The organism is Luteipulveratus flavus (assembly GCF_029439465.1).
Lineage (GTDB): Bacteria > Actinomycetota > Actinomycetes > Actinomycetales > Dermatophilaceae > Luteipulveratus > Luteipulveratus flavus.
Genome location: NZ_JAROAV010000002.1, coordinates 14,305 through 29,832, shown reverse-complemented (window position 1 = coordinate 29,832; position 15,528 = coordinate 14,305). Strand labels below are relative to the sequence as shown.

The window sequence follows — 15,528 nt, the reverse complement described above, 5'->3', positions numbered from 1 at the left end:
GAGATGAAGCAGCTCCAGTTCACCGCGCCCGCACCCGACGGCAGCGCGACCGTGGTCGCCGACGTGGTGGATCCGACTCCCGGTCCGGGCGAGGTCCTGATCGAGGTGACGCACGCCGGCGTCAACTTCAAGGACGTGATGGTCCGACGCGGCGACCCGGAGTATGCGGCAGCGTGGCCTGCGGTCGCGGGGCTGGAGGTCGCGGGCGTCGTGCGCTCGGTGGGCCCAGGAGCCGTGGCGCCACCGGTCGGCTCGCGTGTCGTCGCGCTGACGAACCTGCACGGCCTGGCGGGTCTCGTTGTGGTCCCGGCGCAGCTAGTCGTCCCGACGCCGGCCTCGGTGTCGGACGAGCTGGCTGCAACCGTGCCCGGCGCCTGGGCGACGCCGCAGCTGTTGCTCCGTCGCCTCCCTCGTGACGGGGGACGCGTCCTGGTCCACTCGGCGGCAGGAGGCGTGGCTCAGGCGGTCGCACAGCTCGCCGCACGTCACGGGGTCGTCGAGCTGGTCGGAGCGGTGGGCTCGCCGGGTCGGGTCCAGGCCGCGGAGGCGTCCGGGTACGACGAGGTGCACGTGCGGGGCCAGGACCTCGTGGAGCGGGTCGGTGCGCGACGGTTCGACCTGGTGCTGGACCCGCTCGGTACCGAGCACCTCGGCAAGGATGTCGAGATGACTGCACCTGGCGGCGTCGTCGTGCTGTTCGGCAACGCCGGGGGCGGGGCGTCGGAGCCGCTGCCGACCCATCCGGAGCTGATGTCCCGGAACGTCGGCCTCGCCGGGTTCAGCGTGAACGCGCTGTCGGCCGTGCGGCCCGACCTCGTCCGTGCGGCGATGTCCGAGGTCCTGGACGCGATGGCCCAGGGCGAGGTCCGCGGCGCCGTCACCGTGCTCCACGGGCTCGACCAAGCACGGGTCGCCCACGACGCCCTCGCCTCCGGTCGGGCTCCGGGAAAGTACGTCATCGCGCTCTGACGGGGCCGGCCGGCGGTGGTGCGCCGGCCGGTCGGATGAGCGGGGCGACTCAGTCGAGCCACTCCTCCACGCGGTCGAGCCACTCGTGCACCAGGGCGCTGAACAGCACCTCCTGCTCGAGATGGACGTTGTGGCCGGCGCGGTCCAGCACGGCGTAGGTGATCCGGCTGAAGCGCTCGACCATCGGCCACTGGTCGCTGTAGCCGACCACCGAGTCCTGCCGGCCCGCGATCATCAGGCTCGGGCGGTCGTACGAGGGGGCGGGCATCGTCTCGAACGTGCCGGTGTAGCGCGCGGAGATGCGCGCCACGGCCTCGTCATCAGCCTCCGCGGCGGCGACCTCGATCTCCTCGCGCATCCGCTGCAGGACCCGGGCGTCCTGGACGACGGCGTACTCGTCGAGCTCGGCCCGCTCCTCCTGCGTGAGGTCCGCGACGGCGTCCGGGTCGCGGACCAGCACCTCGGCGGGCGGCACCGTACGCCGGTCGCGCTGCGCGATCACGCCCGGCGCGACGAGGCACACCCCGGCGTACCGGCCGGGATCGGCGGCGAGCAGACCCTGGGTGAGGTACCCGCCGTACGACTCGCCGGCGAGCAGCACCGGGCCCTCCGGCACCAGCGTCGCGACGAGCTCCTGGACCACCGCCAGCACCGCGTCGGTGGAGTCGATGCTCGGGCCGGCGACGCTGCGGCCGAGTCCGGGGAGGTCGACGTAGAGGCGGCGCCAGCCCTCCCGGGCGGACAGCACCGGCTCGAACGCACCGGTCATCAGCCGGTGGTCGCAGGGGAAACCGTGCAGCAGCACGATCGTGCCGTGCTGCGGTCGCGCCGGACCGTGCTCGACGACGTGGACCAACGAGTCGCCGACGGCGATGAAGTCGCTCACGGGCGAGAGGCTAGCCCGCAGCGGTGACGAAGGCGGGGTCGCGCCCGAGCAGGCCGAGCGCCCGGTCCCACCCGTCGCCGGGCACCGCCCGGGCGGGCGCGAAGGCGGCCCCCTCGGACCGCCGCTCGGCTCCGTCCGGGATCCGCTCGGCGAGCTCCAGGACGACCTGCTGGTGGGCCGGCGGTGGCACGTACGACTCGCCCAGCGAGGCGGCGACGTCCCAGGTGTGGACGACCGTGTCGAGCAGCTGCGCTCCGAGCAGGAAGGAGCCCGGCAGCGGCCGGGTCGGGTGCAGCTCGACCTGCAGGACCGGCCGGTCCAGGTCGGCGGCGGCGAAGGCCTCGGTGAGCTCGTCCACGGAGGAGGCCCACGCGTCCTGGGTGAAGGGGACCGGTCGGTACGCCTCGGGCGCGGCGGTGCCGTCCCGCAGTGCTGCAGCGAACCCGCGGTGCTGGCCGATCAGGTGCGCGAGCAGGTCGGCCAGCGTCCAGCCGGCGCACGGGGTGGCCAGCAGCAGGTCGTCGTCGCGCACGCGGCGTACGCGCTCGCCGGCGGCCTGAAGCGCTCGGCGGTGCAGGGGTCTGAGGTCGCGGCTCATGATCACCAGATAATCACTAAGTAATGATCATTGCCAGAGGGTGATGAAGGTTAGGATGTCGACATGGCTGCTGCCCGGGAGGACCTGCTCGCGTCGGTCCACCCGCTCGCGAAGGCCCTGCGGCGCATCGAGGACGCCGCCGCCGCCACGCAGGGGCTGACGATGTGGCGGTACGCGATCCTGCGCGGCGCCGACGCCGTGCCCGGGTCGACCCAGAACGACCTGGCCGCACGCCTGGGCTACAGCCGCAACCGCATCGTCGCCGACCTGGACGCGCTCGAGGAGAGCGCGCTGGTGGTGCGCCGGCGCGCCGCGGACCGGCGGGCCAACGCCATCGAGATCACCGTCGCGGGTCGACGCGTGATGCGAGCGGTGCAGCGCGAGATCCACCGCCGGGAGGACGAGCTGCTGGCCGACCTGTCGCCGACGACGCGACGCGACCTGGCGCGCGCCGTGGAGCGGGCGGCGCAGGCCGTACGCGCGTAGTCGCTACTCGCGGTCCTGCCAGGTGCAGATGCACGCCTCGTTGCCCTCGGGGTCGGCGAGCACCCAGAACGCCTTCGCGCGCGCGTCGCTGACCAGGCGGCCGCCGGCGTCGACGGCCTGCCGGACCCGGTCCTCGGCGACGTCGTGCGGCACGAGCACGTCCAGGTGGGTCTTGTGCCGCTGCGGGGTCGGCGGACGCCGCGGGGGAGTCCGGGTCGAGCTCCTGGAACCACACGGCCGGCCCGATGCCGCGCGGGTCCCGGATCGCTCGCACGGTGTCGCCCTCGACCCGGGCCGGCTTGTCCTCGTACGCCAGCAGTGCCTTCCAGAAGGGGCGGACGGCGTCGATGTCGGCGGCGTCGATGCCGATCTCGACCGTCGCGGCGGCGCGCGGCTGCGAGACGACGGACGCGCCGATCGCCAGCTCGCTGATCGTCCTGGCCAGCTCGACGTCGCGCTCGGTCACCCAGTTGACGTCGTGGCTGGTCGTGACGATGTGCACGGTGCCCGGGTGGCGCACGTCGATCGCCGGGTGGTGGTCCATGGCGTCGGCGGCCGCGGCAACCCGTCCGGCGAAGGCGCCCGCCTCGGTGTAGTCGCCGAGCCGGAAGGTCGCCTCGAGGGCGTTGGACACGAAGCGCCAGTCGTCGAGACCGAGCGTGGCGAACTGGCTGGCGGGCAGGCGCGTGGTCATGGGCAGGACGCTACGCGCCGGGGCCGACACGGCGACACCGCTTGACGTGCACCAACGCGCATATGAAACTTGATGCATGTCCCTGGAGCACGCGATCCTCGTGTCGCTCGCCGAGCGGTCCGCGAGCGGGTACGACCTGACGCGCCGCTTCGACCGCTCGCTCGGCTTCTTCTGGAAGGCGACGCACCAGCAGATCTACCGGACGCTGGCGCGGATGGACGGCGACGGTCTGGTCGCGTCCACGGTCTCCTCCGTCCCGGGCCGACCGGACCGCAAGGTGTACGACCTCACCGACGCCGGCCGCCAGGAGCTGGCCGCCTGGACCCGGACGCCCACCCCGCCCGAGCGCCCGCGCAGCGCGTTCGCCGTGAAGGTGCGCGGTATGCCGCACGGCGACCGCGACGCCGTGATCGAGGACATCCGGCGGCAGCGGGCCCACCACGCCGAGCAGCTCGCGCACTACGAGGCGAGCGCGGCGCGGGACTACCCCGACCCGAGTGCCGTGGCGGCCGATGAGCTGCCCGTCTACCTCGTCCTACGCGGCGGCATCCGCACCGAGCGGACGTACGTCGACTGGTGCGACGAGATGCTCGACCATCTCGCGCCGCCGGCCCGCCCGACCGTCCCACCGACCGCATCACCCGATCAGGAGAAGTCGTGAGCTACGAGCACCTGCTGTCCCCGCTCCAGGTGGGGCACCTGACCCTGCGCAACCGCATCGTCATGGGGTCGATGCACACCGGGCTGGAGGACCGCGCCAAGCACCTGCCCGAGCTCGCCGCGTACTTCGCCGAGCGCGCGAAGGGCGGCACCGCGATGATGATCACCGGCGGGTACGCGCCGAACGTCGAGGGCTGGCTGCTGCCGGCCGGCTCGATGATGCGCACGCGTCACGCCGCCGACAAGCACCGCCAGGTCACCGACGCCGTCCACGAGCACGACGGCCGGATCCTGCTGCAGGTGCTGCACGCCGGCCGGTACGGCTACCAGCCGCTCATCCGGTCGGCGTCCGGCCGCAAGTCGCCGATCACGCCGTTCAAGCCGCGCGCCCTGAGCACGCGCGGCGTGGAGCGTACGGTCGGCGCCTTCGTCCGGGCCGCGACGCTGGCCCGGCGGGCCGGCTACGACGGCATCGAGGTCATGGGCTCCGAGGGCTACCTGATCAACCAGTTCCTGGCCGCGCGCACCAACGACCGGACGGACGCGTGGGGCGGTTCGGCGGAGAAACGGATGCGGTTCCCCGTCGAGATCGTCCGGCGGACGCGCGAGGCGGTCGGGGACGACTTCGTCATCGACTACCGGATCTCGCTGCTGGACCTCGTCGACCGCAGCCAGACCTGGCCCGAGGTGGTCGAGCTCGCCCAGCGCATCGAGGCCGCCGGCGCGTCCATGCTCAACACCGGCATCGGCTGGCACGAGGCGCGGGTCCCGACCATCGTCACCTCCGTGCCGCGGGCCGCGTTCGCGGACTGGAGCGCGCGGCTGAAGGCGCAGGTCGGCATCCCGGTGATGGCCTCCAACCGGATCAACACCCCGGAGATCGGCGACGAGCTGGTCGCCTCGGGCAAGGCGGACCTCATCTCGATGGCCCGCCCCCTGCTGGCCGACCCCGACTTCGCGGCCAAGGCGCAGCAGGGTCGGGCGGACGAGATCAACACGTGCATCGCCTGCAACCAGGCCTGCCTGGACCACACCTTCGCCAACCAGCGGGCGACCTGCCTGGTGAACCCGCGGGCCGGCCGGGAGACCTCGCTGGTCCTGCTGCCGGTGCCGCAGCAGCGGACGAAGTCGGTCGCCGTGGTCGGCGCCGGCCCGGCCGGGCTCGCCGCCGCGGTGTCGCTGGCCGAGCGCGGTCACCGGGTCACGGTCTTCGAGTCGCGCGACGCGATCGGCGGTCAGTTCCGGCTGGCCATGCGGATCCCCGGCAAGGAGGAGTTCCGCGAGACCGTTCGCTACTACACGCGGCGGATGGAGGTGCTCGGCGTCGAGGTCCGGTTGTCCACCACGGCGTCGGCCGACGACCTCGCGGCGTACGACGAGGTGGTCCTCGCGACGGGTGTCGCCCCGCGCCTGCCGTCCATCCCCGGCATCGACCACCCGAAGGTCGTGGCGTACGACGCGCTGCTGCGCGGCGAGGTCGAGGCCGGCCACCGGGTGGCGGTCATCGGCGCCGGTGGCATCGGCTTCGACGTGAGTGAGTTCCTGCTGCACGACCCCGACGAGAAGCTCTCCCACTGGATGGAGCGGTGGGGCGTGACGGACGACCCGGACGCCGTCGGCGGCCTCACCGACAAACAGCCGGAGGAGCCGCGGCGAGTGATCTACCTGCTGCAGCGCAAGACCAGCTCGCTCGGCAAGGGGCTGGGCAAGACCAGCGGCTGGGTGCACTGCCAGACGCTCAAGGACGGCAAGGTCGAGATGATCGGCGGCGTGACGTACGACCGGATCGACGACGCCGGCCTGCACATCAGCATCCGCAAGGACGAGAAGTCCGAGCCGGTGCAGCGCGTGCTGGACGTCGACACGATCGTCGTCTGTGCCGGTCAGGAGTCGGTGCGCGACCTGGTGGCCGAGGGTCGGCACGTGATCGGTGGCGCCGACGTCGCTGCCGAGCTGGACGCCAAGCGCGCGATCAAGCAGGCGACCGAGCTGGCCGCCTCGCTCTGACCGGCTCGGCGTCCTCGGGGAAGTCGCGCAGGTGCCGCACCGGGCTGGCCAGCAGGATGAGCGGCGACAGGACGGTGAGGGCGGCGAGGACGAAGAGTGCCTCCCGCACACCGATCCACTCGCCCAGCAGACCGGCCGCCAGCCCGCCGAACGGGATCGCGCCCCACGACACGAACCGGACGGTCGCCATGACCCGCGACAGCAGGTCCGGCGGCGTCGCGACCTGCCGGTAGGTGCGGGTGGTCGTGCTCAGCACCACCACGCCGAGGGCGAAGACGACGTTGCCCAGGGCGAACGCGACGTATGCCGGGACGCCCGTCCCGAGCGGGATCACGAACGCCCCGAGCACCGAGACGGCCGAGCCGGCGAGGCACATGCGGGCCGAGCCGAACCGGCGTACGAGCGGGGTGACCAGGGCGGCGCCGACGAGTGACCCCACGCCCTCGGCAGCGAGCAGGAACCCGACCAACCCGGCGGGGGCGTCGATCTCGCGGACGAGGTAGATCGCGAAGAGCGCCATCTGCCCGCCGCACACGAAGTTCGCGGCGGTGGCGTCCCACATGCACGGACCCATGACCGGGTGCCGGGACACGAACGCCCAGCCCTGCCGGATGCGCTCGCGTACGGACGCCGTGTCGGCCGGCGGTTCGTGCGGGACGGCCGGGAGGCTGCGCAGGAGCAGGGCCGACGCGACGTAGCTGACCGCGTCGAGCAGGAGGGTCGGCACCGCGCCGAGCAGCTGGACGGCGACGCCTCCCACCGACGGACCACCCAGCTGGCTCGCGGCGTGGGTGCCGCTCATCAGGCTGTTGCGCGCCTGCAGCGCCTCCTTGGGGACCACCCGCGGCAGGAAGGTGAAGTTCGCGACGTCGAAGACCACGTCGGCGAACGAGATGATCAGGGCGACCGCGATGAGCCGGCCGAGGGTCAGCACGTCCAGCCACCACGCCAGTGGGACGGACGCGATCGCGGCGGCGCGGGCGAGGTCCATCGCGACCTGGGTGCCGCGCAGCGGCAGCCGCTGCACGATCGCTCCCGACGGCAGACCGATGACCAGCCACGCGACGAAGCTCGCCGCCGCGATCAGGCCCATCTGGAAGGGCGTGGCGTGCAGCACCAGCACCGCGGTGAGCGGCAGCGCGATCGAGGTGACGGCCGTCCCGAGGCTGCTGGTCGCGCTCGCGCTCCAGTACGTCCAGAACATCCGGCGGTCCGTGGGCCGCTCGGTGGTGGTGTGCATGGCGCCTCCCCGTAGTAAGTTCCGAAATGGAACTTAGTACGGTTCGCGAGTGACCGGGACCGGAAGGGGGCAGGCTGTGCCCATGCGCCGCGAGGACCTGTCCGCCGACGACTGCGGCATCGCCCAGACGCTCGGCGTCGTGGGCGACTGGTGGTCGTGGCTGGTCGTCCGCGAGATCGCAGGGGGGACGACCCGCTTCGACGGCGTGCAGCGCAGTCTCGGCATCAGCCGTCGGGCGCTGACCGAACGGCTGGACTCCCTGGTCTCGGACGGCGTGCTGGAGCGGCGGCCGTACTCCGAGCGACCGGTGCGCCACGACTACGTCCTGACCCGCAGGGGCGAAGGGCTGCTGCCGGTACTCGTGGCGATGCAGGAGTACGGCGACCGCTACCTCCTCGGTGACGGCACCCTCACCGCGACGGCGGCACCGGACTCGGCCGAGGCCGCGCGGGCGCACGCGCTGCTCGGCCGCGAGCTCCCGCCGATCGAGCTGCCGGCGTACGACGGGCGGTCGGTGGCCCTGCGTCCTGCGGTCTGCTGGCGTGTCCTCTACCTCTTCCCGGGTGCGTTCGCGCCGGACGCGCAGGGCTACCCGCCCGGCTGGGGCGACCTCCCGGGTGCCGCCGGCTGCACGCTGGAGTCGACGACGTACGCCCGCCGGCACGGGCAGTTCCGCGCGGCGGGCGCGGAGGTCGTGGGGGTCAGTACGCAGCGTCCGGACCAGCAGGCGGCGTTCGCCGCGCACGCGGGGCTGCCGTTCGACCTGCTGTCCGACCAGGATCTCCACCTCGCCGCCGCGCTGCGGCTGCCGACGTTCCGGGCCAGCGGCGTCGACCGGTTCAAGCGGCAGTCCCTGCTCGTGGACCCGGGTGGCGTGATCCGGCACATCCAGATGCCGGTGACCGACCCCGCGGGCTCGGTCGAGGAGATGCTGGAGGTCGTCCGTTCCCGACGAGGACGGCCACCTGCGACGGGCCCTGCCGCAGGTGACCGCGCAGTCACGCCCCGGATCAGACCGGCGTGAACGCCCGGCGCACGTCGCTCTCGGTCGTGCGGTAGATCGTCGCCGCGCCGCCGAGCGCCCGGCTGATCTTGGCCAGGCTGTCGGCGACGGCCTTCTGCTGGCGCTGCCAGTCGTGGTGGAGCGTGGCGTACTGGTTGGCCGCCGAGCCCTTCCACTGGCCCTGCAGGGTGCTGAGCTTGCGGTTGATGGCGTTCATCTGGCGGGTGATGTCGTTCGCGACCGTGCTCAGGTCGGTGCCGTGACCGGAGATCGCGTCGGCGTCGACGGTGTAGCCACCGCTGCCGCCGCTGCTGCTGTCCTTGGGGTACATGAGCCCTCCTTCGCCGGTCCGCCGTGGCTCGGCGGACGATGCGCACGACGCTACGTCCGGCGGCGCGGCCGCCCCGGGACTTATCCACAGCGCCCTGACGCGCGAGATTCGCGCGGTGGGGGGAGGCGCATCGTCAGACCCCTGGCCTAGCGTCGACACCATGACGACGAGGGTGGCCGCTCGCGCGGTCGGGCTGACCAAGGCGTACGGCCAGGGTGAGGCGCGGGTGGTCGCGCTGGACGACGTGTCGGTCGAGCTGGAGGCAGGGCGCTTCACCGCGATCATGGGGCCGTCCGGGTCGGGCAAGTCCACGCTGATGCACTGCTTCGCGGCGCTGGACTCGCCGACGGACGGCCAGGTGTTCCTCGGCGAGGACGAGCTGGGGCGGCTGGGCGACAAGCGTCTGACCGAGCTGCGCAGGGACCGGATCGGCTTCGTGTTCCAGTCGTTCAACCTCGTCCCGACGCTCACGGCGCAGGAGAACATCCTGCTGCCGCTCGCGATCGCCGGCCGCAAGCCGAACCAGGAGTGGTTCGACCACGTCATCGACACCGTCGGTCTTCGGACCCGCCTGTCGCACCGACCCAATGAGCTGTCCGGTGGTCAGCAGCAGCGCGTCGCGTGTGCCCGGGCGCTCGCCGGGCGACCCGAGGTGATCTTCGCCGACGAGCCGACCGGCAACCTCGACTCGACCTCCAGCGACGAGATCCTGCAGTTCCTGCGCCACAGCGTGGATGAGCTCGGGCAGACCATCGTCATGGTGACGCACGACCCGTTGGCTGCCGGCTACACCGACCGCATCGTCTTCCTGGCCGACGGACGGGTCGTCGACGAGATGCTCGAGCCGACCTCAGATCTCGTGCTGGACCGGATGAAGAACCTCGATGCGCGACTTCCGAGTGAGGCCTGACCGTGCTTCGTGCATCGTGGAAGTCGTTGTGGGCCAGGAAGATCCGGCTGCTGCTGAGTACGTTCGCGATCGTGCTCGGGGTGGCCTTCGTCGCCGGGTCGCTCGTCTTCACCGCGACCCTGGACCGCGCGTTCACCAGCATCATGAACGGCACGGTCGGCGACGTGATGGTCCGTCCGGCCGGGCAGAAGGCGAACGAGGCGTTCGCCCAGACGCGCACGGTCCCCGCCTCCGTCGTGGACCAGGTGCGCCGTGTGCCCGGCGTCGCGCGGGCCGAGGGCGACGTGTCGTCGTACTCGACCTTCGTCGTCGGCCGCAACGGCAAGATCGTCGGCGGTCAGGGCGCGCCCGGCATCGCGGTCAGCTACCACGATGCCCCCGCCGGGCACGGGACGCCGGGGCTCACCGTCCGTGAGGGACGCGCGCCGCAGCGCTCGGGCGAGATCGCGATGGACCCGGCCACGGCCAAGCGCGCCGACTACCGCGTCGGGGACACGGTCAACGTCGTGACCAGCGGCCGGACCCCGCGGCTGAGCGCCCGGCTCGTCGGCCTGGCGTCGTACAGCGCGGGGAGTCTGGTCGGCGCGAGCCTGGTCGTGCTCGACCCCGCCACGGCGCAGCAGACCTACTTCGCCGGCCGCGACGTCTTCACCGACGTGTGGGTCACCGCCGAGCCGGGCCATGACCAGGCGGCGCTAAGGAAGGCGGTCGCGCAGGTGCTGCCGCCGGGCACCGAGGTGGTCACGGGCGACCAGGCCGCCGACGAGGCGAGCGACGACATCAAGGACGCGCTCTCCTTCATCAGCACCTTCCTGCTGATCTTCGCCGGCGTCGCGCTGGTCGTCGGCTCGTTCCTGATCGTCAACACGTTCTCGATCCTGGTCGCCCAGCGCAGCCGCGAGCTCGCCCTGCTGCGCGCGCTCGGCGCCTCCCGGCGGCAGGTGACCCGCTCGGTGCTGTTCGAGGCGGTCGCGGTCGGCCTGGTCGGCAGCACGGTCGGGCTGGGCCTCGGATTCGTCCTCGCCCTCGGCATCAAGGCGCTCTTCGCGCAGTTCGGGCTCGATCTCAGCGGCACGCCCCTGGAGTTCACCCCGCGGGCCGTCGTCGCGGCGTACGTCGTCGGCATGCTCGTCACCGGCCTCGCGGCGTACCTGCCCGCGCGGCGTGCCTCGCGGGTCGCTCCCGTTGCCGCGCTGCGCGACGACGTCGCGATGCCGGAGGCCACTGTCACCCGGCGCGCGCTCGGCGGAGGGTTGATGGTGCTCGCCGGCGTCGGGGCGCTGCTGTGGGTGCTGACCGGTGACCGGACCCGCGAGACGTACTGGCTCGGGGCCGGGCTGCTCGGAGTGATCCTCGGCGCCGTGCTGATGAGTCCGGTCGTCGGGCGACCGGTGATCCGGGGGATCGGGCTCGCCTACCGGCGCACGTTCGGTGCGGTGGGCACGCTCGCCGAGCAGAACTCCCTGCGCAACCCCCGGCGTACGGCCGCCACCGCGTCCGCGCTGATGATCGGACTCGCGCTCGTGGTGATGATGTCGGTGTTCGGGGCGTCGGCGACCCGCAGCGTCGACGTGCTGATCGCCAAGAACTTCACCGGTGACTACGTCGTCTCCGGCACGTTCGGGACACCCTTCTCGCCGACCGTGACCGACCAGGCCCGGGGCGTGCCCGGCGTCGAGGCCGTCGCCCGGACGAGGTTCACCCAGGCGCAGATCGACGGCGACCGGACGGGCATCGGCGCGGTCGACCCGAAGCCGCTCACCCAGGTGGCTCGCATCGACGTCCAGCAGGGCTCCCTCGACCGGCTCGTCGGCAAGACCGTGTTCGTCACCGACAAGGCGGCCAAGGACAAGGGGTACCGGCTCGGCGACCAGGTGCGGATCACGCTCGGCGGGGTGACGACGCCGATGCGCGTGGTCGCGGTGGTCAAGTCGACCCCCGCCCTGCTGGACGTCACCACCACGATCGCCGGGTACGAGGCCGCCGGTGGTCCGCACCAGGACAACTACGCGTTCGTCGCCCGGGCGCCCGGGGCGGACGAGGCGCAGGTACGAGCCGGGCTGGAGCGGATCACCGCCGGCATCCCGACGGTGGCCGTGAAGGACCAGGACGAGTTCGCCGCCGAGCAGCGCCGGCCGATCGATCAGATGCTGACCCTGATCTATGCCCTGCTCGGGCTCGCCGTCGTCATCGCCGTGCTCGGCATCGTCAACACGCTGGCCCTGTCGGTCATCGAGCGGACGCGCGAGATCGGTCTGTTGCGCGCGGTCGGCCTCAGTCGCCGGCAGCTGCGCCGGATGGTGCGGCTGGAGTCGGTCGTGATCGCCATGCTCGGTGCGGTGCTCGGTGTCGTGATCGGCATCGGGTTCGGGATCGTGCTGCAGCGCTCGCAGTCCGGCGCCGGGGTCGCCGAGCTGGCGATCCCGTGGGGTCGGATCTGGCTGTTCGTGCTGCTGGCGGCGGCTGTCGGGGTGCTCGCCGCGTGGTGGCCGGCCCGGCGCGCGGCCCGGCTGGACGTGCTCCGGGCCATCGCCACCGACTGACGGGCGCGACCGCTGGGCCGTCGGTCACTGGCTCCACGGCGGGGTGATCTGCGACCCGTCGGGCAGCGTCGCCCGGATGCCGACCGACGTCGTCACCCACAGCGTCAGCGGGGTGTCGCCGGCGTTGGCGACGACGATCGTGGCGCCGGCCGGTACGTGCACGACGTCACCCGGCCCAGCGTCGTACGACTCCTCCTCGACCGTCATGGCGAGCCGGCCGGCCAGCACGAGGAACACCTCCTCCTCGCTGACCGTGTGCGGCTGGGCCGGCGCCCCGGGGGCCAGCTCGGTCCGCCAGGCGCACAGCCGGGTGCTGCCGGTGCGGGGCGCGACGTAGGAGTGGAAGCGGGCATCGTGTAGATCGAACGTCTTGGCGTCGGTGGAGCGCAGCAGCATCGGGATCCCTCTGTTTGGTCAGGCTGTCTGACTATATGGTCAGACTCACTGACCGGTGTGTCAAGGTGCTCGGATGGCGTACGACGACCTGCCGTTCCGGATGCTGGCCGCGAGCAACGCGATGACCGAGGCGATCGACGCCGGTGTGCGCGCGGCCGGCTACCCCGACCTGCGGCCGGCGCACGGGTTCGCGTTCGTCCGCCTCTCCGGGCCCGGCTGCACGCTGGTCGAGCTGGCCGACCACATGGGCATGACCAAGCAGTCCGCCAGCACGCTGGTCGCCGACCTGGAGCGCAAGGGGTACGTCCGGCGCTCGCCCCACCCGGTCGACGGCCGGGCGACGATGCTGACCCTCACGCCGCGCGGTGTCGCGGCGACCGAGGCTGCCTCGCGCGCGGGCCGCGACGTCGTACGGCGATGGGCGCGGGAGGTCGGCGATGAGCGGCTCGAGGTGTTCGCCCAGGTGGCGGCAGTCATGGCCCGGGAAGGCCGCGTCCGCCCCACCTGGTGACTTCCCCGGCAAATCCTGGCGCCCGGCACAGGTATGGATGTGCTCCTGACCAACTTCTGCCGGCGAGGCCCCGGCGAAAGCTGGCGTCCGGCACAGGTATGCATGTGCTCCTGACCAACTTCTGCCGGGGAGTGCCTGGCGGATCTCGTCTGCTCGGCCCGGCATGGAGTGCCGGACAGTCGGGACTCGCGTGGTGAGCGCGGGGGTCAGGCGGCGAGCTCGGCAGGCAGGTCCTCGGAGTGCAGCACCGTCAGCGCCGAGACGGCGCGGGTGAGGACGACGTAGAGCCGGCGCAGCCCGGTGCGCTCGTCCGGCTCGGCCGCCGCGATGCGGGACGGCTCGACCACGACCACCCGGTCGAACTCCAGGCCCTTGGCCACCGTGGCCGGGACCAGCTGCACCTGGTGGTCCTCGTCGTCGCCGTGGTCGCGATCCAGCCGGCCGTGCCCGACCCCGGCGGCGTTCAGCGCGGCCGAGTACGCGTCGATGTCGGCGTCCGGTGCGATGACGCCGATGGAACCCGGGCTGCCGACCGCCTCGTGCAAGGTGGCGACGAGCCGGTCGGAGAGCTCGTCCGGACCGACCGGGACGAGGTCGAGCCGGCCGGGGTTGTCGCGGACCGAGACCGGCGCCCCGAGGCCCGGCGCCATCGCCGGCAGCAGGCGAGCCGCGTACTCGATGACGGCGGCGGGCACCCGGAACCCGCGGTCCAGCACCTCCAGGTGATGGCTCGGCTTCCCGAGGTGCGTCATCGTCTCCTCCCACGACCGGGTCGACCATGGCGTGGTGCCCTGGGCGATGTCACCCAGGACGGTGGCGGACCCGGTGGAGCAGCGGCGGCCGACCGCTCGCAGCTGCATCGGCGAGAGGTCCTGCGCCTCGTCGAGGACGACGTGCCCGAGGCTGGTCATCCGGGTGAGCACGTCGTGCGCCTCGTCGAGCAGGGCCATGTCAGCCAGCGACCAGCGTGCCGCGCCCTTACTGCGAACGGGCTTGCCCCACAACAGGATCGACTGCTCGTCGTTGCTGAGGACGCCCGCTGCCGCAGCACCCAGCCGGTCCGGTGAGGACCACAGCTCGAAGAGCACCTGGGCCGCGTCGAGCTGCGGCCAGACCGAGGCGACGTACTTCTTCATCGGCGCCGATCGAGCCACGGCGTCCTGGACCCGGTCGTCGGGGGAGTCACCGGCCCGCTCCATCAGCAGCAGCACGGCGTGGGCGAGGCGCTGGGGGAGCATCTGCCGGGCGGCGTCGTACCGCACCCCGCGCGCCTTCAGCTCGTCGACGATCTCCTGCACCTCGTACGCGGGCACGCGCCACTTGCGGATTCCGCGCGGCACCACGAGGGGCTCGGTGACCGGCCGGACGTGCGCCCAGACGGCCTTCTCCATCACCTCTGCCATCCGCGAATCGCCCTTGAGGACAGCGACATTCGCCGACTCGAGCGCTCGGACCCGGCCGTGGTCGAGGAGGTCCTCGATCGTCGCGTGGCCGACCCGGATCTCGCCGAGCGCCGGGAGCACGGCGCCGATGTGGTCCAAGAACGCCTTGTTCGGGCCGACGACGAGCACGCCCGTGCGGTCCAGCCGCTCCCGGAAGGAGTAGAGCAGCCACGCCGCGCGGTGCAGACCGACGGCGGTCTTCCCGGTGCCCGGCGCGCCCTGCACGCAGATCGTGGTGGCGACGTCGGCGCGCACGATCTCGTCCTGCTCGGGCTGGATGGTCGAGACGATGTCGCGCATCGGGCCGGTACGCGGCCGCTCGATCTCGGTGGCGAGGATGTGCGACTTCTCGTCCGCCTCGGCGGGATCGGTGAGGTGCTCGTCCTCGATGGCGGTGAGAACGCCGTGGTCGACGCCGAACCGGCGCCGCAGCACCACGTCCATCGGGTCGGTGTGGGACGCGCGGTAGAAGGCGGTCGAGACCGGTGCACGCCAGTCGATGACGACCGGGTTGCCCTGGGCGTCGGCGACGTGCCGCCGCCCGATGTACCACTGCTCGCGCTCGGGCGGTGTCATGTCGATGCGGCCGAAGAACAGCGTGGACCGTGGGTCGTCCTGCAGGGTGGCGATGCGCCGGGCCAGCGTGTGGCTGAGCGCCTCGCCGGAGATCGCGTCGCTGGCCTTGCTGGCGTCGAGCGACTCGGCGGCCTCGCGCATCCGCGCCAGCTCGGCGCGGGCGTTCGCGAGGTAGGTCTGCTCGGAGATGAGGTCGTCGTCGAGGGTGGCGGCGTCGCTGGGCATGACGAGGATGGCCTCTCTGAGGTGGATGAGGTCGGCACGCAGTCCCGCACC

General features: G+C 72.4%; 14 protein-coding genes and 2 pseudogenes. 8 read left to right on the top strand and 8 right to left on the bottom strand.

The window, feature by feature from the left end; genetic code table 11:
* The first annotated feature begins 3 nt into the window (after window positions 1-3).
* Complete coding sequence (locus P4R38_RS00570; protein WP_277190506.1) at window positions 4-969, top strand: quinone oxidoreductase family protein; 966 nt, start codon at window positions 4-6, stop codon at window positions 967-969.
* Window positions 970-1,018: 49 nt separating this feature from the next.
* On the opposite strand, the gene P4R38_RS00565 is transcribed toward P4R38_RS00570, so the two are convergent.
* A complete protein-coding gene (locus tag P4R38_RS00565; protein WP_277190505.1) occupies window positions 1,019-1,855 on the bottom strand; it encodes an alpha/beta fold hydrolase in 837 nt (278 codons plus the stop codon).
* 10 nt (window positions 1,856-1,865) lie between these two features.
* Complete coding sequence (locus tag P4R38_RS00560; protein ID WP_277190503.1) at window positions 1,866-2,453, bottom strand: TIGR03086 family metal-binding protein; 588 nt, start codon at window positions 2,451-2,453, stop codon at window positions 1,866-1,868.
* Between the two features lie 63 nt (window positions 2,454-2,516).
* On the opposite strand from P4R38_RS00560, the gene P4R38_RS00555 reads away from it, so the two are divergent.
* A complete protein-coding gene (locus P4R38_RS00555; RefSeq protein ID WP_277190501.1) occupies window positions 2,517-2,939 on the top strand; it encodes a MarR family winged helix-turn-helix transcriptional regulator in 423 nt (140 codons plus the stop codon).
* Window positions 2,940-2,942: 3 nt separating this feature from the next.
* Here P4R38_RS00555 and P4R38_RS00550 read toward each other — a convergent pair.
* Window positions 2,943-3,119: pseudogene (locus P4R38_RS00550) on the bottom strand (VOC family protein); the annotation flags it as partial.
* A gap of 301 nt (window positions 3,120-3,420) precedes the next feature.
* Window positions 3,421-3,633, bottom strand: a pseudogene (locus P4R38_RS20080) (4a-hydroxytetrahydrobiopterin dehydratase); the annotation flags it as partial.
* A 76-nt stretch (window positions 3,634-3,709) separates the two neighbouring features.
* Here P4R38_RS20080 and P4R38_RS00540 point away from each other — a divergent pair.
* Window positions 3,710-4,294: a PadR family transcriptional regulator gene (locus tag P4R38_RS00540; protein ID WP_277190499.1), complete on the top strand. Its 585-nt coding sequence runs from the start codon at window positions 3,710-3,712 to the stop codon at window positions 4,292-4,294.
* Window positions 4,291-6,300 carry an NADPH-dependent 2,4-dienoyl-CoA reductase gene (locus P4R38_RS00535; RefSeq protein ID WP_277190497.1) on the top strand — a complete coding sequence of 670 codons (2,010 nt, stop codon included), beginning with the start codon at window positions 4,291-4,293 and terminating at the stop codon, window positions 6,298-6,300. The genes P4R38_RS00540 and P4R38_RS00535 overlap by 4 nt, the downstream gene beginning before the upstream one ends.
* Here the strand turns inward: P4R38_RS00535 and P4R38_RS00530 are convergent.
* Complete coding sequence (locus P4R38_RS00530; RefSeq protein ID WP_277190496.1) at window positions 6,266-7,540, bottom strand: MFS transporter; 1,275 nt, start codon at window positions 7,538-7,540, stop codon at window positions 6,266-6,268. The two genes, P4R38_RS00535 and P4R38_RS00530, sit on opposite strands and share 35 nt — an antisense overlap.
* An 82-nt stretch (window positions 7,541-7,622) precedes the next feature.
* On the opposite strand from P4R38_RS00530, the gene P4R38_RS00525 reads away from it, so the two are divergent.
* On the top strand, window positions 7,623-8,564 hold the full coding sequence (locus tag P4R38_RS00525) for a winged helix-turn-helix transcriptional regulator (RefSeq protein WP_277190495.1): 942 nt from the start codon (window positions 7,623-7,625) through the stop codon (window positions 8,562-8,564).
* Here the strand turns inward: P4R38_RS00525 and P4R38_RS00520 are convergent.
* On the bottom strand, window positions 8,551-8,874 hold the full coding sequence (locus tag P4R38_RS00520) for a WXG100 family type VII secretion target (RefSeq protein ID WP_275239973.1): 324 nt from the start codon (window positions 8,872-8,874) through the stop codon (window positions 8,551-8,553). The two genes, P4R38_RS00525 and P4R38_RS00520, sit on opposite strands and share 14 nt — an antisense overlap.
* A gap of 160 nt (window positions 8,875-9,034) precedes the next feature.
* Between P4R38_RS00520 and P4R38_RS00515 the strand changes: the two genes are divergently transcribed.
* Window positions 9,035-9,784, top strand: coding sequence for an ABC transporter ATP-binding protein (locus P4R38_RS00515; RefSeq protein WP_277190493.1), 750 nt, complete (start codon window positions 9,035-9,037; stop codon window positions 9,782-9,784).
* Between the two features lie 2 nt (window positions 9,785-9,786).
* Entirely contained in the window at window positions 9,787-12,327 is a 2,541-nt protein-coding gene (locus P4R38_RS00510) for an ABC transporter permease (RefSeq protein ID WP_277190492.1), read from the top strand.
* A 24-nt stretch (window positions 12,328-12,351) separates the two neighbouring features.
* On the opposite strand, the gene P4R38_RS00505 is transcribed toward P4R38_RS00510, so the two are convergent.
* Window positions 12,352-12,723 carry a cupin domain-containing protein gene (locus P4R38_RS00505; protein WP_277190490.1) on the bottom strand — a complete coding sequence of 124 codons (372 nt, stop codon included), beginning with the start codon at window positions 12,721-12,723 and terminating at the stop codon, window positions 12,352-12,354.
* Between the two features lie 73 nt (window positions 12,724-12,796).
* Between P4R38_RS00505 and P4R38_RS00500 the strand changes: the two genes are divergently transcribed.
* A complete protein-coding gene (locus P4R38_RS00500) occupies window positions 12,797-13,234 on the top strand; it encodes a MarR family winged helix-turn-helix transcriptional regulator (protein WP_277190488.1) in 438 nt (145 codons plus the stop codon).
* Window positions 13,235-13,440: 206 nt separating this feature from the next.
* Here P4R38_RS00500 and P4R38_RS00495 read toward each other — a convergent pair whose 3' ends face one another.
* The gene (locus P4R38_RS00495) at window positions 13,441-15,477 is read right to left on the bottom strand and encodes a HelD family protein (protein WP_277190540.1); all 2,037 of its coding nucleotides are present in this window, start codon (window positions 15,475-15,477) and stop codon (window positions 13,441-13,443) included.
* Window positions 15,478-15,528 lie beyond the last annotated feature (51 nt).